Origin of the sequence: Mycobacterium sp. 1245801.1, from assembly GCF_001673055.1 — a bacterium.
Taxonomy (GTDB): Bacteria; Actinomycetota; Actinomycetes; order Mycobacteriales; family Mycobacteriaceae; genus Mycobacterium; species Mycobacterium europaeum_A.
In genome coordinates this window covers 1-18,706 of record NZ_LZKY01000137.1, presented here as the reverse complement: position 1 = coordinate 18,706, position 18,706 = coordinate 1, and the positions used below count along the sequence as shown (strand labels likewise).

General features: G+C 68.2%; 20 protein-coding genes and 1 tRNA gene. 14 read left to right on the top strand and 7 right to left on the bottom strand.

Going from position 1 to position 18,706, the window contains the following annotated elements:
- Positions 1-255 precede the first annotated feature (255 nt).
- The 5 genes from rpmF to A5622_RS08195 all read left to right on the top strand — a co-directional run bounded on the left by rpmF (position 256) and on the right by A5622_RS08195 (position 4,976).
- Positions 256-429 (top strand): 50S ribosomal protein L32, encoded by a 174-nt coding sequence (gene rpmF, locus A5622_RS08215; protein ID WP_003872812.1) that lies wholly within the window; start codon positions 256-258, stop codon positions 427-429.
- 113 nt (positions 430-542) lie between these two features.
- Positions 543-1,229, top strand: coding sequence for a two-component system response regulator MprA (mprA, locus tag A5622_RS08210; protein WP_066871956.1), 687 nt, complete (start codon positions 543-545; stop codon positions 1,227-1,229).
- Between the two features lie 16 nt (positions 1,230-1,245).
- Entirely contained in the window at positions 1,246-2,814 is a 1,569-nt protein-coding gene (locus A5622_RS08205) for a HAMP domain-containing sensor histidine kinase (RefSeq protein WP_066877824.1), read from the top strand.
- Positions 2,815-2,886: 72 nt separating this feature from the next.
- Positions 2,887-4,419, top strand: coding sequence for a S1C family serine protease (locus tag A5622_RS08200; RefSeq protein WP_066877823.1), 1,533 nt, complete (start codon positions 2,887-2,889; stop codon positions 4,417-4,419).
- A 59-nt stretch (positions 4,420-4,478) separates the two neighbouring features.
- A complete protein-coding gene (locus tag A5622_RS08195; RefSeq protein ID WP_044487196.1) occupies positions 4,479-4,976 on the top strand; it encodes a molybdenum cofactor biosynthesis protein B in 498 nt (165 codons plus the stop codon).
- 34 nt (positions 4,977-5,010) lie between these two features.
- Here the strand turns inward: A5622_RS08195 and mscL are convergent, their stop codons facing one another.
- From mscL to A5622_RS08175, 4 genes are all read right to left on the bottom strand, one after another.
- On the bottom strand, positions 5,011-5,469 hold the full coding sequence (mscL, locus tag A5622_RS08190) for a large-conductance mechanosensitive channel protein MscL (protein ID WP_066871946.1): 459 nt from the start codon (positions 5,467-5,469) through the stop codon (positions 5,011-5,013).
- Between the two features lie 66 nt (positions 5,470-5,535).
- Positions 5,536-6,216 carry an SAF domain-containing protein gene (locus A5622_RS08185; protein WP_066877821.1) on the bottom strand — a complete coding sequence of 227 codons (681 nt, stop codon included), beginning with the start codon at positions 6,214-6,216 and terminating at the stop codon, positions 5,536-5,538.
- A gap of 64 nt (positions 6,217-6,280) precedes the next feature.
- The gene (locus A5622_RS27985; protein ID WP_082990644.1) at positions 6,281-6,622 is read right to left on the bottom strand and encodes an FmdB family zinc ribbon protein; all 342 of its coding nucleotides are present in this window, start codon (positions 6,620-6,622) and stop codon (positions 6,281-6,283) included.
- Between the two features lie 88 nt (positions 6,623-6,710).
- Positions 6,711-7,310, bottom strand: a complete 600-nt coding sequence (locus tag A5622_RS08175; RefSeq protein ID WP_066877817.1) for a 5-formyltetrahydrofolate cyclo-ligase — start codon at positions 7,308-7,310, stop codon at positions 6,711-6,713.
- A 76-nt stretch (positions 7,311-7,386) separates the two neighbouring features.
- Between A5622_RS08175 and A5622_RS08170 the strand changes: the two genes are divergently transcribed.
- The 5 genes from A5622_RS08170 to A5622_RS08150 all read left to right on the top strand — a co-directional run bounded on the left by A5622_RS08170 (position 7,387) and on the right by A5622_RS08150 (position 11,810).
- Positions 7,387-8,298 carry a UTP--glucose-1-phosphate uridylyltransferase gene (locus A5622_RS08170; protein WP_066877816.1) on the top strand — a complete coding sequence of 304 codons (912 nt, stop codon included), beginning with the start codon at positions 7,387-7,389 and terminating at the stop codon, positions 8,296-8,298.
- Between the two features lie 134 nt (positions 8,299-8,432).
- A complete protein-coding gene (gene glp / locus A5622_RS08165) occupies positions 8,433-9,722 on the top strand; it encodes a gephyrin-like molybdotransferase Glp (RefSeq protein ID WP_066871932.1) in 1,290 nt (429 codons plus the stop codon).
- Positions 9,723-9,742: 20 nt separating this feature from the next.
- On the top strand, positions 9,743-10,396 hold the full coding sequence (locus A5622_RS08160) for a GNAT family N-acetyltransferase (protein WP_197498223.1): 654 nt from the start codon (positions 9,743-9,745) through the stop codon (positions 10,394-10,396).
- A 216-nt stretch (positions 10,397-10,612) separates the two neighbouring features.
- Positions 10,613-11,686 carry a gephyrin-like molybdotransferase receptor GlpR gene (gene glpR / locus A5622_RS08155; protein ID WP_066877815.1) on the top strand — a complete coding sequence of 358 codons (1,074 nt, stop codon included), beginning with the start codon at positions 10,613-10,615 and terminating at the stop codon, positions 11,684-11,686.
- Between the two features lie 51 nt (positions 11,687-11,737).
- A tRNA-Ala gene (locus A5622_RS08150) sits at positions 11,738-11,810 on the top strand.
- 35 nt (positions 11,811-11,845) lie between these two features.
- On the opposite strand, the gene A5622_RS08145 is transcribed toward A5622_RS08150, so the two are convergent.
- From A5622_RS08145 to A5622_RS08135, 3 genes are all read right to left on the bottom strand, one after another.
- Entirely contained in the window at positions 11,846-12,655 is an 810-nt protein-coding gene (locus A5622_RS08145; protein ID WP_066877814.1) for a DUF1906 domain-containing protein, read from the bottom strand.
- A gap of 98 nt (positions 12,656-12,753) precedes the next feature.
- A complete protein-coding gene (locus tag A5622_RS08140) occupies positions 12,754-13,983 on the bottom strand; it encodes a cytochrome P450 (protein ID WP_066877813.1) in 1,230 nt (409 codons plus the stop codon).
- 118 nt (positions 13,984-14,101) lie between these two features.
- Positions 14,102-14,710, bottom strand: a complete 609-nt coding sequence (locus A5622_RS08135) for a TetR/AcrR family transcriptional regulator (protein WP_066877848.1) — start codon at positions 14,708-14,710, stop codon at positions 14,102-14,104.
- 58 nt (positions 14,711-14,768) lie between these two features.
- On the opposite strand from A5622_RS08135, the gene A5622_RS08130 reads away from it, so the two are divergent.
- From A5622_RS08130 to A5622_RS08115, 4 genes are all read left to right on the top strand, one after another.
- Positions 14,769-15,971, top strand: a complete 1,203-nt coding sequence (locus tag A5622_RS08130; RefSeq protein WP_066877812.1) for an aromatic ring-hydroxylating dioxygenase subunit alpha — start codon at positions 14,769-14,771, stop codon at positions 15,969-15,971.
- A 74-nt stretch (positions 15,972-16,045) separates the two neighbouring features.
- Positions 16,046-17,179: a M42 family metallopeptidase gene (locus A5622_RS08125; protein WP_066877811.1), complete on the top strand. Its 1,134-nt coding sequence runs from the start codon at positions 16,046-16,048 to the stop codon at positions 17,177-17,179.
- A gap of 141 nt (positions 17,180-17,320) precedes the next feature.
- Positions 17,321-18,337, top strand: a complete 1,017-nt coding sequence (locus A5622_RS08120) for a GHMP kinase (protein WP_066877808.1) — start codon at positions 17,321-17,323, stop codon at positions 18,335-18,337.
- The coding region (locus tag A5622_RS08115) for an SIS domain-containing protein (RefSeq protein ID WP_197507971.1) at positions 18,325-18,706 on the top strand (382 nt) is incomplete at its 3' end. The genes A5622_RS08120 and A5622_RS08115, both read left to right, overlap by 13 nt.

Below are 18,706 nucleotides of genomic sequence, written 5' to 3'. Positions count from 1 at the left end.
GGACCTACCAACCAACCGGTAGGTTAGCGGGTGCCGTCGGTGTCACGTCAAGGATCCCACTTTGGAGGCGCCCGCCCTGGCGCGCCCAGCGGGCGGCCACTCGGCGGGCGGGCGTGCATTTTGGCCACAAGCGGACCAGCGACTATCCTGATGTGCGATCGTCGCCCGTTCGGCTCACCAGCCACGCCGCGCGACATGCCGAACTGCAAGTCCCACGTCGAATTACCGAAGCAACACGAGGAGTTAGGCCCGACCATGGCCGTACCCAAGCGCAGAATGTCGCGCGCGAACACCCGTAGCCGGCGCGCGCAGTGGAAGGCCGAGAAGACCGAACTCGTCGGTGTCACGGTCGCAGGTCAGCGCCACAAGGTGCCCCGGCGGCTGCTCAAGGCGGCCCGCCTCGGTCTGATCGACCTCGACCGCCGCTAGCCCGAATGGCGGCGGCCCACGGCGCCCGGCTTCGCCGCGCTTGTGACCGCCGCTAGCCCCCGCCCGGCGCGCCTCTCAGGTCCGTCTCAGGCGGTGGGACGAAACTAGGGGTCGTGCGAATACTGGTCGTCGACGACGATCGCGCTGTGCGCGAATCGCTGCGTCGGTCCTTATCCTTCAACGGCTACTCCGTCGAGCTGGCCCATGACGGGGTCGAGGCCCTCGAATTGATCGCCAGCGATCGTCCCGACGCGCTCGTCCTCGATGTGATGATGCCGCGCCTGGACGGCCTCGAGGTGTGCCGTCAGCTCCGCAGCACCGGTGACGATCTCCCCATCCTCGTGCTCACCGCCCGCGATTCGGTGTCCGAGCGGGTCGCCGGGCTCGACGCCGGCGCCGATGACTATCTGCCGAAGCCGTTCGCCCTGGAAGAACTGCTAGCCCGGATGCGTGCACTGCTGCGCCGGACCAAGCCGGAGGACGACGCCGAATCCGTGGCGATGACGTTCTCCGACCTGACGCTGGACCCGGTGACCCGCGAGGTCACCCGCGGCCTGCGCCGAATCAGCCTGACCCGCACCGAGTTCGCGCTGCTGGAGATGCTGATCGCCAATCCGCGCCGGGTGCTGACCCGCAGCCGCATCCTCGAAGAGGTGTGGGGATTCGACTTTCCCACTTCGGGCAACGCGCTGGAGGTCTACGTCGGTTACCTGCGGCGCAAGACCGAAGCCGACGGTGAGCCGCGGCTGATCCACACCGTGCGCGGGGTTGGATACGTCCTGCGGGAGACGCCACCGTGACGATGCGGGTCCACCGATGATCCGGTTCCCCCGGCCCCAGCGTCCGCCGCTGCGCCCGCCGTTGCGCGCGACACCGTCGTTGTCGCTGCGGTGGCGGGTGATGCTGCTGGCGATGTCGATGGTGGCCATGGTGGTGGTGCTGATGGCCTTCGCCGTCTACGCCGTGATCTCCGCCGCGCTGTACAGCGACATCGACAACCAACTGCAGAGCCGCGCACAGCTGTTGATCGCCAGCGGCTCGCTGGCCGCCGACCCGGGCAAAGCCATCGAGGGCACCGCCTACTCCGACGTCAACGCGATGCTGGTGAACCCGGGCCACGCGATCTACACCGCCCAGCAGCCGGGCCAGACCCTGCCGGTCGGCGCGCCGGAGAAGGCGGTCATCCACGGCGATCTGTTCATGTCGCGGCGCACCGCCGGTGACCAACGGATCCTGGCCGTGCACCTGCAGAACGGCACGTCGCTGCTGATCTCCAAGAGCCTCAAGCCCACCGAAGCGGTGATGAACAGGCTGCGCTGGGTGCTGCTGATCGTCGGCGGGGTCGGGGTGGCAGTCGCGGCCGTGGCGGGCGGCATGGTCACCCGGGCCGGGCTGCGCCCGGTGGCACGCCTGACCGAGGCGGCCGAGCGGGTGGCACGTACCGATGACCTCAGGCCCATCCCCGTGTTCGGCAGCGACGAATTGGCCAGGCTCACCGAGTCGTTCAACCTGATGCTGCGCGCACTCGCCGAGTCCCGGGAGCGGCAGGCTCGGCTGGTCACCGACGCCGGCCACGAATTGCGCACCCCGCTGACCTCGCTGCGCACCAACGTCGAGTTGCTGATGGCGTCGATGGAGCCGGGAGCGCCGCGCCTGCCCGAGCAGGAGATGGTGGATCTGCGCGCCGATGTCGTCGCGCAGATCGAGGAATTGTCAACGCTGGTAGGCGATTTGGTGGATCTGACCCGCGACGACGCCGGCCAGGTGGTGCACGAGCCCGTCGACATGGCCGAGGTGGTCGATCGCAGCCTGGAGCGAGTCAGGCGGCGGCGCAACGACATTCACTTCGACGTCGACGTCACACCCTGGCAGATGTACGGCGACGCCGCCGGGCTGTCGCGTGCCGTGCTGAACCTGCTGGACAACGCCGCCAAGTGGAGCCCGCCCGGGGGCCATGTCGGTGTCACCATGCGCCAGCTCGATCCGTCGCACGCGGAGCTGGTGATCGCCGATCACGGCCCCGGCATTCCGCCGCAGGAGCGCCGGCTGGTGTTCGAACGGTTCTACCGGTCGACGACGGCGCGGGCGATGCCCGGCTCCGGGCTCGGGCTGGCGATCGTCAAGAAGGTCGTGCTCAACCACGGCGGACTGCTGCGCGTCGAGGACACCGTTCCGGGCGGCCAACCCCCGGGTACCTCCTTCTATGTGCTGCTGCCCGGCCGGCCCATGCCCGCCTCGACGTACTCCACCACCGCCGGCGAGCCGCAGACCGACCAGGTAGACGCCGCGGCCGACCACGCCACGGCGCCGGGTGGCGACGAGGCGAACTCTCGGGAATCGGCGAACGTAATCTCAGTGGACTCTCAGTCCGCGCGGGCAAGGTAGGTCTGCGGCTACTGTTGAACCCAGCCGTCGACTTGCCGAAACACTGAGATAGAGGAAGAGCGACTTAGCGACATGACGAATGACCCGAGGTATTCGCCACCGCCGCAGCAGCCGGGATACCCGCCCGCGCCGAATCAGCCTGCGCCCGTCCCGAGCCATGCGGCGTCCTCCGGCTATGCCCCGGGACAACAGCAGCCGTACAACCAGCAGTACGACTGGCGCTATCGGTCGCAGCCCTCATCGTCGCCGACGACGCAGTTCCGTCCGCCTTACGAGCCCTTCAGCAACACCGGTCCGGGCCGGATTCCCGGCGGAACCGGGGTGGGCCCGATTCCGGGCGGCACCGGCAGCGGCCCGATTCCCGGCATGCTGCCCGGGATGCCCGGCCCGCCGGAACCCCAAAAGCGTTCTCGCACAGGACTATTGGTGGTCGGTGCGTTGGCCATCGCGGTGGTGTCGGCCGGTATCGGCGGTGCCGCCGCGACGGCCGTCGAGTTCGGCACCCACACCACGGGGAACGGCGGCGGCCGCGTCATCGGGGCGGCGCCCAGCGTCCCGGCCGCCAACATGCCACCGGGCAGCGTCGAGGGAGTCGCCTCCAAGGTGGTGCCCAGCGTCGTGATGCTCGAGACCGACATCGGGCGACAGTCCGAGGAGGGCTCGGGCATCATCCTGTCCACCGACGGGCTCATCCTGACCAACAACCACGTGATCGCCGCCGCGGCGGGACCGCCCAAGGGTCCCGCAGCCCCGCCGGGAGCTCCGCCTGGGGCCCCCGTGCCGCCGAGCCTGCCGGGCGGACCGGGCGGCCCGGGCGGCGGCGGTGCCGGCGCGCCGACGGCGAAGACCACGGTGACCTTCTCTGACGGTCGCACCGCACCGTTCACGGTGGTCGGCGCCGACCCCACCAGCGACATCGCCGTCATTCGCGTGCAGGGCATGTCCGGGCTCACGCCCATCTCGCTGGGTTCCTCGTCGGACCTGCGCGTCGGCCAGCCCGTCGTCGCGATCGGCTCGCCGCTGGGCCTGTCGGGCACCGTGACCACCGGCATCGTCAGCGCGCTGAACCGGCCGGTGTCCACCACCGGTGAGTCGGGCAACCAGAACACCGTGCTGGACGCGATCCAGACCGACGCCGCGATCAACCCCGGTAACTCCGGGGGCGCGCTGGTCAACATGAACGGCCAACTGGTGGGCGTCAACTCGGCCATCGCCACCCTGGGCGCCGACTCGCCGGACGCCCAGAGCGGGTCGATCGGTCTGGGCTTCGCGATCCCGGTCGACCAGGCCAAGCGCATCGCCGACGAACTGATCGCCACCGGCAAGGCGTCACACGCCTCGCTTGGCGTGCAGGTGACCAACGACAAGGGCACCCCCGGCGCCAAGGTGGTCGACGTCGTCGCGGGTGGTGCGGCCGCATCGGCCGGCGTCCCCAAGAACGTCGTCGTCACGAAGGTCGACGACCGGCCGATCAACAGCGCCGACGCGCTGGTCGCGGCCGTGCGGTCCAAAGCACCCGGCGACAAGATAACGCTGACATTCCAGGATGCCGCCGGTGGCGGCAGCCGCACCGTGCCGGTCACCCTCGGGAAGGCGGATCAGTAGTGAGAGTGGACGAACCCTCGGCGACGGGATTGTCTGAGCTCGGATATACGGTTGCACCCATGGAAACGGGTGCGGAATTGGTAGTTGGCCGGGCTCTGGTTGTGGTGGTCGACGATCGCACCGCGCACGGGGACGAGGACCATAGCGGTCCGCTGGTGACCGAGCTGTTGACGGAGGCGGGCTTCGTCGTCGACGGTGTGGTCGCGGTCGCCGCGGACGAGATCGAGATCCGCAACGCGCTGAACACCGCGGTGATCGGCGGGGTGGACCTGGTGGTCTCGGTCGGCGGGACGGGCGTCACCCCGCGCGACGTCACCCCGGAGGCCACCCGCGAGATCCTGGATCGCGAAATCCTCGGCATCGCCGAGGCCATCCGCGGCTCGGGGCTGTCGGCGGGGATCATCGACGCCGGCTTGTCCCGCGGTCTGGCCGGGGTGTCCGGCAGCACGCTGGTGGTCAACCTGGCCGGGTCCCGCTATGCGGTGCGCGACGGGATGGCGACGCTGAATCCGTTGGCGGCCCAGATCATCGGGCAGTTGTCGAGCCTGGAGATTTAAACCCGGGTCGCGGGCCAAGCCCCGAATTGGCGGGCTATTTCGATTCGGCTTCCGCGCGGGGTCCGTACTCCGGTGGGGGCGTGGTGGCCACACTGCCGTGCTTGCCCGACGAATCGCCGTTGGTCTGCGCGAGTAGGTCCCGGATCTCCTTGAGCAGCACGACCTGCGCGTCGTCGGCCGGCTCGACCTCGCCCCGCTTGCGTAGCGTCGTGTAGGGCAACACGACCAGGAAGTACACCACCGCGGCGATGATCACGAAGTTGATGGCGGCTGACAGCACGTTGTTCAGGTCAATGGTCTGACCGCCGCCGATGCTGATGCGCAGGATGCCGATATCGGACTTCTGGTTGACGCCGATGCGGTTGATCAACGGCTTGATGATGCTGTCGGTGAATGTGGTGACCAAGGCGGTGAAAGCAGTACCGATGACGACCGCGGTGGACAGGTCGATGATGTTGCCCCGCGAGAGAAACTCCTTGAACCCTTTGAGCATTGGGATGGCCTTTCTGGGACTGGACAGAGTTTGCCGTCGGCCAGCAGACGAACAACGGCCAGGCACTCAGTGCAGGGTGAGCGTCACGGTCTGGCCCAGCGCCGACCCTGCCACCGTGTTCGCCACACGAGCCGGCAGCGCAACCAACACTACGCGGTCGCTATCGGCGGCCTGAGCCTTTTCTTTGGCCGATACCAGCACCACCACGGCGTCGGTGGCCACCACCTTCGGGGCCGCGTGCGAATTGTCCGGCGCACCGCTGGCCGGCGCCGCCAGCACGTCGACCACGTCGCCGACCCGCACCAGGTCGATCAGGGCGCCGTCCGCCAGATGCAGCGGCACGATGCGGGCATCCGGGCCCGCCTTCGACCCGATGGCGGCCTCCGCCAACCGGCTGCCCAGCAGCCGGACGTCGGTGAGCACCTCACCGCGGCGCGCCGGGCCGGCCAGCGTCGACCCCACCACCGTATCCAGGTCGGCTCGTGCCCCGTCGGGAACCGTTGCGGCCAAACGCTTTTCGAGCCGAACGTCGGCGGGAGTCAGCGCGGCGCCGGGCCGTAGGTCGTGGTCGGCGACCACCACCTGCGCATAGTCATCGGCGGGGTTGGACCGCAGCGTGGCGATTCCGGCCAGGACGACGAGCCCGCCCGCGGCGACGCGGCGCGCCAGCACGGTACGAGTCCAGTCCGGGCGCAGCCACAGCGTCAGCCGACTCAAAGGGCTTGGGTTCAGCGATGATTCGCCCACGCCGCAACGGTAGGCGCAACCCGGTGGACAGGCCGCCCGCCGGCATCGCCGGTGTGGATAACCGTCAGTTGGTCGCGGCGGCGGCGGAAGTCGCCGAGCTGCTCGACTTGTCGCTCGAGCTGGACTTCTCACTGGAGCTGGAGCCGGACTTTTCGCTGGAGCTCGAGGCGCTCGATCCGGAATCACTCGACGAGGAGCCGTTGGTCGAACTCGGCGACTTCTTGCCGGACTCGCGGCTGTCGGTGCGGTAGAAGCCGCTGCCCTTGAACACCACGCCGACGGAGTTGAAGCGCTTGCGCAGCCGCCCGGAGCAGCGTTTGCAGGTGGTCAGCGCGTCGTCGGTGAAGGCCTGCACGATGTCGAAGCGATCGTCGCACTCGGTGCACTGATAGCTGTAAGTCGGCACGAAAACCTCCGGATGATTGCAAACCTGGTTAGCACTCTAGCGTCTCAAGTGCTAGAACCGCCACGTGACATGTCTCATTCCCGACATGTCAGCGCCCGACGAGCTCGACCAATCCCTGCCGGGGCGTGAGCGCATGGGTCATGGGGACGTCGTGCGGATCGGCCGGTAGCTCGTCGAGCAGTTCGGCGTCGCGGACGACCGCGATCAGCCGCGCCTGCGGGTCGCGCCCGCCCAGCGAGCGGTCGTAGAAACCCCGCCCCCGCCCCAGCCGCACCCCGCGGCGGTCCACCGCCAGCGCCGGGACCAGCACCACCGCGGCTTCGGCTAGGGCCGACGGCGGCAGCCACGGTTGCGGCGGTTCCAGCAATCCCCAGCGCCCGGTGGTCAGCGTGCCGGGCCGGTATTCGCCCCAGGACAACGGCATGGGCGTGTCGTCCGCGGTGGTGCGCGCGACCGGCAGCAGCACCCGCCCGGAGCGCCGCAGCAACGCGTCCAGCATCGCGGCCGAGCCCGGCTCGGTGCCCACCGGAACGTAGGCGCACACGGTGCTGCCGCTGGTCACGATGCTTTCGGAGGCTTCCAGCCGCTCGCACAGGTGCCGGGCCTCGGCGGCGCGAACGTCGTCGGCAACCCGGCGCCGGGCGGCAAGCAGCTGGTCACGCAGCGCGGCTTTGCTGGCGGTCGCCATGGCTCAACGATGACAGCCAGGTGTTTCCCCGCGCCACATCGACTCGGCATAGTGGATGCGGGTTATCGTGTGAACAATGTCAAGCCCAAACGTGGTGGTGCCACGCACTGCGGTCGTGCCCGCCGCCGGTCTCGGGACGCGCTTCTTGCCGGCGACCAAAACGGTCCCCAAGGAGCTGTTGCCGGTCGTCGATACGCCGGGCATCGAGCTGGTTGCCGCCGAGGCGGCCGAGGCCGGTGCCGAGCGCCTGGTGATCATCACCTCGGAGGGCAAGGACGGCGTCGTCGCGCACTTCGTCGAGGACCTGGTGCTGGAGAGCACACTGGAGGAGCGCGGCAAGACCGCGATGCTGGACAAGGTCCGGCGCGCCCCGCAGCTGATCAAGGTCGAGTCCGTGGTGCAGAGCGAGCCGCTGGGCCTGGGGCACGCGATCGGCTGCGTCGAGTCGCGGCTGGCCGACGACGAGGACGCCGTGGCGGTGCTGCTGCCCGACGACCTGGTGCTGCCCACCGGTGTGCTCGGGACGATGTCGAAGGTGCGGGCGCACTACGGCGGCACGGTGTTGTGTGCCATCGAGGTAACGCCCGAAGAGGTCAGCGCCTACGGGGTTTTCGACGTGGAGCCGATCCCCGACGACGACAACCCGGACGTGCTCAGGGTCAACGGCATGGTCGAGAAGCCGAGGGCGCAGGACGCCCCGTCGCTGTTCGCCGCGGCCGGTCGCTACGTGCTCGACCGGGCCATCTTCGATGCGTTGCGCCGCATCGAGCGTGGGGCGGGCGGCGAGGTACAGCTCACCGACGGCATCGCGTTGCTGATAGCGGAGGGCCATCCGGTGCACGTGGTCGTGCATCGCGGATCTCGACACGACTTGGGAAATCCTGGCGGCTACCTCAAGGCTGCGGTTGACTTTGCATTGGATCGTGACGACTACGGCCCGGATTTGCGGCAGTGGTTGGTGGCGCGATTGGGCCTGGCCGAGCAGTAGCCCGGCGGTGACCCGGCTGGCGGACGACGGCGGGCCGGGAACGCGTAGCGGTCCCGGGCGGGGATGACCCGCCTGCGCAGTGAGCGGGTCGCCTACGGCGGCGCCCGCCGGGTTTGAGGGCAGAGAGGCGCGCTGTGCGTTCGGTGGAAGAGCAGCAGGCCCGGATCACCGCGGCCGCGGTGGCCCCGCGACCGATACGTGTGGCGATCGCCGAGGCACAGGGACTGATGTGCGCCGAGGAAGTGGTGACCGAGCGCCCGATGCCCGGCTTCGATCAGGCCGCGATCGACGGCTATGCGGTGCGCAGCGTGGACGTCCTCGGCGTGGGCGAGGTGGGCAGCGACAGCCTTCCCGAGCCGTTCGATGACTCCGGCGAGAACGACCGCCGCGAGGGCCTGGTGCTGCCGGTGATGGGCACCGTCGAGGCCGGCTCGCGCACCCCCAGCCGGCTGCAGCCGCGCCAGGCCGTGCGCGTGCAAACCGGGGCCCCGCTGCCCACGTTGGCCGACGCGGTGCTGCCGTTGCGGTGGACCGACGGCGGGACGCAGCGGGTGCGGATCCTGCGGGGCGCCCCGTCGGGCGCCTACGTGCGCCGCGCCGGCGACGACGTCCAGCCCGGCGACGTCGCGGTGCGCTCCGGGACGGTGATCGGTGCGGCGCAGGTCGGGCTGCTGGCCGCGGTCGGCCGCGAACGGGTGCTGGTCCACCCGCGCCCGCGGGTGACGATCATGGCGCTGGGTGGCGAGCTGGTCGACATCTCGCGCACCCCGGGCAACGGGCAGGTCTATGACGTCAACTCCTATGCGCTGGCGGCTGCGGCCCGCGACGCCGGTGCGGAGGTCAACCGCGTCGGCATCGTCGGCGGCGGCCCCCGCGAGCTCCGCGAGATCGTCGAGGGCCAGATCAATCGCGCCGAGGTGATCGTGATCGCCGGCGCGGTCGGGGGCGCCGCGGCCGAGGCGGTGCGGCGGGTGCTGTCCGAGCTCGGCGAGATCGAGGTCGTGCGGGTGGCCATGCATCCGGGCTCCATCCAGGGTTTCGGGCAGCTGGGCCGGGAGGGCGTCCCGACGTTCCTGTTGCCGGCCAACCCGGTGAGCGCGCTGGTGGTGTTCGAGGTGATGGTCCGTCCGCTGATCCGGCTGTCGCTGGGCAAGCGTCAGCCGATGCGCCGGATCGTGCAGGCGCGCACGCTGTCGCCCATTACGTCGGTGGCCGGGCGCAAGGGTTTCTTGCGCGGGCAGCTGATGCGCGACCAGGAGAGCGGGGAGTATCTGGTGCAGGCGCTCGGCGGCGCGCCCGGCGCCTCGTCGCACCTGCTGGCCACCCTCGCCGAAGCGAACTGTCTGGTGGTGGTGCCCAGCGGCGCCGAGCAGATTCGTACCGGCGAGATCGTCGACGTCGCCTTCCTGGCCCAGCGCGGCTGAGCGAAACGACTGCACGCACGGTGAACCTGTTGCGCTCCAATTCCCGCCATCCAGGATGGCCCATGAGCGTTGGGCCGCTTCGGGTTCCGGCCGGCGTCGTCCGGTTGCGGGCGGTGCGGCTGCGCGACGGCGCGCAGTGGAGCCGCATCCGGCTGACCGATCGTGCGCACCTGGAACCGTGGGAGCCCAGCTCCGAGGGCGACTGGACGGCCCGGCACGCGGTGGCCGCCTGGCCGGCGCTGTGTTCCGGGCTGCGCGCCGAGGCGCGGCAGGGCCGCATGCTGCCCTACGTCATCGAACTCGACGGCCGGTTCTGCGGCCAGCTGACCATCGGCAACGTCACCCACGGCGCGTTGCGGTCGGCGTGGATCGGCTACTGGGTGCCGCGGTCGGCCACCGGAGGCGGCGTGGCCACCGCGGCGCTGGCGCTGGGCCTCGACCACTGCTTCGGCCCGGTCATGCTGCATCGGGTGGAGGCCACCGTGCGTCCGGAAAACGCCGCCAGCCGGGCCGTGCTGGCAAAAGTGGGATTCCGCCAGGAGGGCCTGTTGCAGCGCTATCTGGAGGTCGACAAGGCGTGGCGTGATCACCTGCTGATGGCCATCACCGTCGAAGAGGTCAGCGGATCGGTGGCCTCGACGCTGGTCCGCGCCGGAAACGCCAGCTGGGTGTGACCGGCTCTCGCTAGGTCATCCGGCTTTCGTCGTCCGCTTTCGCGGCGGCTCGCCGGGAGTCCGAATCGTTGCCATTCTGGGACTAGCGCGACACGAGTGACTCATGGTGCTTGTGAGAGGCAAATTACAGGTGTGTAATTGTCCTGGTCGTACGACCGGGCCGCGTTGGCCACCAGTGGCTTCGCGGGGGATGGACACCGAAGAGAGCAGGTCATCATGCCAAGCATCCCGCAGTCATTGTTGTGGATATCGCTCGTGGTGCTATGGCTGTTTGTCTTGGTGCCGATGCTCGTCAGCAAACGCGACGCGGTGCGGCGCACCAGCGACGTGGCCCTGGCGACCCGGGTGCTCAACGGCGGGGGCAACTCCCGGCTGGTCAAGCGCAGCGGCCCGGCCGCCGGTCACCGCAGCGATCCGAACTGGACGCCGCCGCAAGACTCGACCGACCTCGACGACGAACACGACCTCGCCGACGATGACGACCACGAATCCGACGACGACCCCGAGACCGACGAGCTGAGCCGCCGGCGCCCGGTGGTGATGAGAATGGCCGTCGCCGAGGCAGGCGAGCCCTCCGAGCCCGACTACCTCGACGTCGACGTCGTCGAGGATTCCCACGTCCTTCCGGTAGGGGCCAGCGAGTCTGCCGGCGAGGCGGAGATCGCCGACACCGAGCCCGTCGAAGACGGCGAGGTCGACACCGAGGCCGTCGCCAAAACCGACGATGCCGACGAGGACGGCGACGAGGACGGCTACGAGTACGTCGAGGACTCGTCCGGCCTGGAGCCCGCCGCCGAGAGCGACGAGCCCGACGACTCCGACGCGCCGGCACCGCTGCCGCGCAACGCCTCGCGGCGGCGCCGGTTCGACAACAAGACCGCCGCCGCCGTCAGCGCCCGCAAGTACGCCTTCCGCAAGAAGGTCCTGATGGTGATGGCGGTCGTCCTGGTCGGCTCGGCCACCGCGGCCTTCAAGATCTCGCCGAGCGCCTGGTGGTTGTGCGGCACCGCCACCGCGATCACCCTGCTGTACCTCGGGTACCTGCGGCGCCAGACGCGCATCGAGGAGAAGGTGCGCCACCGGAGGATGAAGCGGATGGCGCGGGCGCGGCTCGGCGTGGAGAACGCTTACGACCGCGGCTACGACGTCGTCCCGTCGCGGCTGCGGCGCCCGGGCGCGGTGGTTCTGGAGATCGACGACGAGGACCCCGTGTTCGAGCACCTGGACTACGCGATGGCCATGCGGACCTTCGGTTGGCCCAGGGACTTGCCGCGCGCCGTCGGCGAGTAGTGCTGGCAGTTCGGTAGTTGGTGCCGCGACTGGTAGCCTGCTTAGCGATCAGGGGCTATGGCGCAGTTGGTAGCGCGACTCGTTCGCATCGAGTAGGTCAGGGGTTCGATTCCCCTTAGCTCCACACAGTTTGACCAGGTCAGGCGATTGGCACCAGGATCAGGGATGCAGGTTCCACTGGCCGCAATCCTCGGCAAGGACGTCGTTGACATCCACCTCGAGTCCGCCGACGACAGGGCCGGGATTCGACGCCGTGCTCACCACGCGTTGGTAGAGAACCGCGGTGGGCTCGATGCGCCCGTGGGACCAGGACCGCGTTTGCCACGCCCACCGGTGGCCGGGGGTCCGTGAATTTCCGATGACGCCGTCGTCGGCGGCCCATTTGCAGACATCGCTACCGCCATAGACTCCGGTGCGCTGTACTCCCAGCACCGAATTGATTCCGCGAAACCATTTGAGCGCCAAATTGTTCCAGGTGTCGTGGTTTATGTCCTCGTCGACGCTGAAGAAAATCGGGGCGCTCTGACCGCCGCCCGCCGCGGAATGCAGCGCCCAGGCGGTGCGCGCATCGGCGACGCCGCCCTCGAACCCGCGCCTGAAGTCCGATGGCGCTGTCCCGCCTGGCTTGCCGTACTGGTAATTGCTGACGATCATCAGCCCGGCAGCTTTCAGCTGCTCGGCATAAGGCCGGGTGATCGGCTTGGCACCCATGGACGAGCCGGGACGCGACAGCGACACGTAGTTGATGACACCGGAGTAACCGGCAGCTCGAATCTGCTCTGCTGGAACTTGACGCATGGCGAAGTCGATCAATCTGGGAGTGGCGGCGGCCGTCGCAGGAATGGTGACATTTGCCGATGCCGCATATAACCCTGGCAGCACAGACATGGCGATGGCGTAACGGAATACGTCGCGCCGGGGCATAGTGCGTGTTCGCGGGAGGTGCACATTTCCCGACAATTCCTGCATCGCGTGATGTTAAATTTGCGGACTTTCTGAACAAAAGCGACGTGAAGTATTCGATATCAAATCGGTCTTTACGGTTCACCTGTCCGAGTCAACGGCCGTCAGGTGTCGAATGCGATGGGCAGGCTTGCCGGCCCGCTCAGGCCCACCACCGGCTTCCAGGGTGATGGCCCGTCCTTCCGCGGGTTCGCGATCCGGCGGGTCACGGTGATCAGCGCCTCGGCGATCTCGCGCCGCGCCAGGTTCGCACCGAGGCAATAATGCACGCCCGCGCCGAAATTGAGCACAGGCGGCAGCCCCGCGCGGGTGATGTCGAATCGGTTGGGATCCTGGTAGATCGCTGGATCGCGGTTGGCCGCAGCGGTATTCGCGAAGACAAGCGTTCCCTGGGGGAAGTAAACCCCGGCGAGTTCGACGTCCTCGGCCACGACGCGCAACAACGTGGTGGCGATCGGGGAGTGCCGCATCGTCTCTTCGACGGCGGTCATCGCCAACTCGGGTGTGTCGCGCAAGAGCTGCCACTGGTCCGGATGCTCGCAGAGCACCCCGATGGACGCGGCGACCTGATTGCGCGTGGTGTCGGTGCCCGCGAGCAGCAGCGCGGCAGCGAGCATGCGCAGCTCCGCGGCGTCGAGCCGGTCTCCGTCGTGTTCGGCGCGAATGAGGTCGGAGAGCAGGTCGTCGGTGAGGGTGTGGCGGCGCCGGACGATCATGTCGTCGACGTAGTCGTCGAGTTCACCCCACGCGCGCATGACGCCAGGCACGTCATCGGCGGTGAAGGTGAAGTTGAAGGCCTTGAAGATGTCATCGGCCCACAGTGAAAAGCGTTGCCAGTCCTCGCGGGGCGCGCCGAGCAGCGCGCAGATGATGGGCACGGGGTAGGGGCGTGCGATGTCGGTGACGACGTCGCAGTGGCCGCGGCGGCTGATCGGCTCGACGAGGTCGTTGATGACCTGACTGATCGTGGTGTGCAGGCGTTCGACCGAACGGGGGGTGAACGCCTTCGAGACGACGCCGCGGACGCGCTGGTGTTTGGCCCCCTCCATGCCCAACAACGAGTTGACGACCTTGTCCCACAGCGGGCCCGAGGTGATGCCCTGGACGGCGAGGATATACCCGGGCGGGATCTGAAACCGATTGTCCCGCAGCAGGTTTCGGACGAGCTCGTACGAGAGCACTTCGGGTCCATAGGGGCCGAGGGCAATCGGTGCTTGTCGCTGCGCCGCCAACAGTTGCGGATAGACCTGTTCGGGCGTGGCGGTGGCGACGTCGTACTCGATGGTCGGCAGGTCCGCATCGAACACATTCGGGCTGGAGATCCTGACGGGCATTCGTCACCTCCGTATCGGCTCCCAGGGCGTTAACCGGCAGTTGACTGTCACTTCGTCTGTTCAGGTTAGCCGGAGGAACCGCGCCGCCCGACGCGAACCGCGATTCACGGGCCGGTAATCAGCGCTCAACGGCGGCATGCGCGCGCACCGACGGCGCGATCCAGTCCGTCAAAAAGCGTCGTAGCTCCGGTCCGGTGCGCGTCGGCCGGCCGGGATCCACGATCAATGACTGCAGCATCCGCAGCATGACCTCGACCAGTTCGTCGAGTCTGCGGTCGGCGAATCCCGCTGCGGCCCAATCGACATCGAATCGCCGCAGGATCGTCCGGCCGAAAGAAATGGCCTGGTCCGAGGTCACTCCCGCCGTGAACGCGCTGGCCTTGCCGGGTTGGAATACCAGACTCAAATACTTGTCATGCGCGAGTTGCTCAAACGTGTAGGCGATGCCCTCGACCACCGCTTCGGTGGGATCGGTGATCGAACCCAGATGCGCCGCAAGGCGATCCAGGAATCCGTCGACGGAGGCTAGGGCCGTGGCGCCCATCAGTGCCTCATGGGTGGGGAAGTACCGGTAGATCGTCTGCCGCGTCACGCCGAGCGTCGAGGCGACCTCGGAAACGCTCACGGTCCCGCGCGCGTCGATGGCCGCGCGCGTCGCCGTCAGGATGCGCGCGACGGCCTCGTCGTCGTCCGCCGGGATGTCACCCGACCAGCCATGCCGGCGCATTGCGTGATCGTCGCACACGCCGGCCCCGCGCCTTGACAATACAAACGATAGTGGTTGTATGGTCCGAAGTGTTGGACCGAAGGAGGCCAGGGTGACGACGATCGACCGACCGGTGCCCGGCACCGACGCGACGCTGACGCGGCGCGGCCTGCGTCATGCCCTGGACAAGACGACCGACCTGGCCGAGCGCGAACTGCGGGTGCCGCTGCACTACTACCGCGATCCCAAGATCACCGAGATCGAAGAATCGCAGATTCTGCGCCGGGTGCCGCTGGCCATCGTCCCGTCGGCGCAGGTGCCGAACAAAAACGACTACGTGGTGCGCTCGGTGCTGGGGGATTCGCTGCTGGTCACCCGCGATCGCACCGGCGCCAGCCACGTGTTGCTCAACTACTGCCGGCACCGCGGCGCGATGCCGGCCTGCGGCTCGGGCAACGCCTCGCGGTTCGTCTGCCCGTATCACGCCTGGACCTACCGCAACACCGGCGAATTATTCACCGTCCCGGGTAAGGCCGGCTTCGACTCGATGGACACCAAGGATTACGGCCTGGTGGAGCTGCCCTCCGAGGAGCGGTACGGCTTCATCTGGGCGGTGCTGACCGCCGACGCGACCATCGACCTCGACGCGCACCTGGGCGAGTTCGGTGCCGAACTGGAGCTGTGGAACTACGCGGCCTACGGCTATCACACCCAGCGCGAATTCACCTCCGACGTGTCCTGGAAGGGCGCCCTGGAGGCGTTCGCCGAGGGCTACCACTTCCCGTACGTGCACGGCGAGAGCCTCATCGGGCAGAACACCCTGGCCAACACGATGGTCTACGACGAGTTCGGCAAGCATCACCGGATCGGCTTCCCGTTCACCTGGATCACCAACGCCGACACCGATTCCACGGCGTCGCTGGACCCGGTGGCGAACATGGGAGTGATCTATTGGGTGTATCCGAACCTCATCCTGGCCAACAGCCCGGTGGGCGTGGAGATCATCGACATGTTGCCCGCCGGTGAGCCGACCCGCTGCACGGTCCGCCACAGTTGGATGGGCCGCATCCCGGCCACCAACGACGAGATGAGGGCCGCGTACGACGCGGTCTTCGAGGGCGTCCATGCGGCCGTGCGCGACGAGGACTTCGCGATGCTGCCGCAATGCGGCGAGGGCGTCCGGCACGGCCAGCACGACCACATGATCATCGGGCGCAACGAAATCGCCGTACAACACATGATCAGGGTGTTCGCCCAGGAACTGGGCGTGGCGCTGAGCTGACATATTCGGGCTTTCGGCGTAGTCGCAGGCCGGGGCGGGTACTGATCCTCTGACCCCACGATGGAGAGGATCTGATGGCGCATCGCGACCGCGATTCCACCGACGAGTTGTTGCAAGAGCTGTTGTTGACCTACGGGCCGTGCGGGCAGGAGGACGCCGTTCGCGAAGTCATCGCCCGTGAACTGCAACCGGTGGTCGACGACATGTGGACCGACGACGCCGGCAACCTGATCGGATACGTCGCCGCCGATCCGTCCGCCGCCGACAGTGGGGCACCCAACCACCGCCACCGCACCGAGGCCATCCCCGGCACCGCGACACGCGTCATGGCGCACATGGACGAACTGTCCATGATCGTCAAGCGCGTAGAACCCGACGGCACACTGCATTTGACGCAGCTGGGCACCATGTACCCGGGAAACTTCGGACTGGGCCCGGTCTCCGTCCTCGGCGACAACGAAACCCTCACGGCCGTACTGACTCTCGGCTCCGAGCACACCACCCAGGAAAGCTCGCGGATCTGGGAGACCAAGCCCGACCAGGGCGACCGCGCGCTGGACTGGGATCACGTCTACGTTTTCACCGGCCGCACCGCCGACGAGCTGACTGCCGCTGGGGTGCACCCAGGCACCCGAGTCTGCATGGACCGCAGCAAGAGATCGATGGTCGAGATCGGCGACTACGTCGGCGCCTATTTCCTCGACGACCGCGCCGCGGTGACCGCGCTGCTGAAGGCCGCGCGGCTGCTGCGCGAGCGCCAACAACGGCCCGCCGACGACGTCTACCTGGTGTTCACCACCAACGAAGAGATCGGCGGGGTGGGCGGCACCTACGCCAGCGCCACCCTGCCCGGCGACCTCACCCTCGCGCTGGAGGTCGGCCCCACCGAACGCGAATACACCACCAGCGTGACGGGCGGCCCGATCATCGGCTACAGCGATGCGCTGTGCGTGTACGACAAGAGCGTCGCCGACCGGCTTCTGAAAATCGCCACCGACCGCGAACTGTCACCGCAGGCCGCCGCGCTGGGCGCCTTCGAATCCGACGCCTCGCACTCGAAGGCCAGCGGGCTGACCGCGCGCGCCGGCCTGCTGTGCCTGCCCACGCTGAGCACCCACGGCTATGAAGTCATCGCCCGCCGCGCGATCGACGACATCGCTGCGATCGTCGTCGATTTCGTGCTGGAGCCCAGTCGGAAGAAGTCCTGAAAACCCGCCGATCGCGCTGGTCAGCCTGTTAGGCTGGCGACGCTTCACTGTCCCCGGATGATGGGATTAGCACGTGGCGGGCGTGGCCTCTCGGAAATCGCTATCCGGTTGGTTGAGTGAACCAATCGAAGGCCAATCCCCGTGACGCGTCCCCGAATTCGCGCACGAGCGCCGCTGCGGATCTCGTTCGCCGGGGGCGGCACCGACGTGCCGCCGTTCCCGACGACCGAAGGCGGCTGCGTCCTTTCGGCGACCATCGACCGCTACGCCCAGGGATCGCTGGTGCCCCGCACCGACCGTCGGGTCAGCATCGAATCGGTGGACTTCAAGACCACCCACGAGATGACGCTCGACAGCGAAATCCTCTACGACGGCAGCCTCGATCTGATCAAGGCCGCGGTGCGCAGGTTCGGCCGCGACGGCACGGACGGCTACGACCTGGTGCTGCGTTCCAGCGCACCGCCCGGCTCCGGGCTGGGTTCGTCGTCGACGATGATGGTCGCCCTGACCGGCCTGCTGGCCGAGCATTACCGGGTCCCGATGGGCGAATACGAGACCGCCCAACTGGCGTGTGCCATCGAGCGTGAAGACCTGGGCATCGCGGGCGGCATGCAGGACATGTACGCCGCGACGTTCGGCGGATTCAACTTCATCGAGTTCACCGACCGCGTGATCGTCAATCCCCTGCGGATCCGGGACGAGACCGCCTTCGAGCTCGAACTGAGCCTGCTGCTGTGCTACACCGGCATCACCCGTGACTCCGCGCGGGTGATCGAGGACCAAACCCGGCGCGCCACAACGGGTTCGGATGACACCCTGGCCGGCCTTCGGGCCCAGAAGGACCTGGCGGTGGCGATGAAGGCGGCGCTGCTGACCGGAAAGCTCAACGATTTCGGTGCTCTGCTCGGCGAAGCCTGGACCCACAAGAAACGGATGTCGCCCTACATCACCAACGAGCGCATCGACGACCTCTACGATCTCGCGCTCAAGAACAGCGCGCTGGGCGGCAAGCTCACCGGCGCCGGCGGCGGGGGATACATTTTGCTGTTCTGCGACTTCGCCAAGAAACACCGTCTCATCGAGGCCCTCGAGGGTGCCGGGGCCACCGTCACCGAATTCGCCTTTGAGAGCAAGGGATTGACAACATGGTCGGCATGACCGGGCCGGACGTCGTGTCACCGAGCGTCGAGCTGGTCCAGCGGCGGCTGGCCGAGACCATCGCGGTCAAGCAACAAATGCAGCAGGGCGACTTCGCCGCACGGACCGTCGAAGTGGCGCAGGTGATCATCGCCTCGCTGCGCGCCGGCGGCAAGGTGATCTTCTTCGGCAACGGCGGCTCTGCGCAAGATGCCGGACATCTGGCGGCGGAACTCATGGGCCGCTTCGCTTTTGACCGCCCCGGACTCGCGGCGATCAGCCTTCCCGACGCCACCGCGGCCATGACGGCGATCGGCAACGACTACTCCTATGACGAGGTGTTCGCCCGCCAGGTCCTCGCCGCCGGGCGCCCCGGCGACGTGGTGGTCG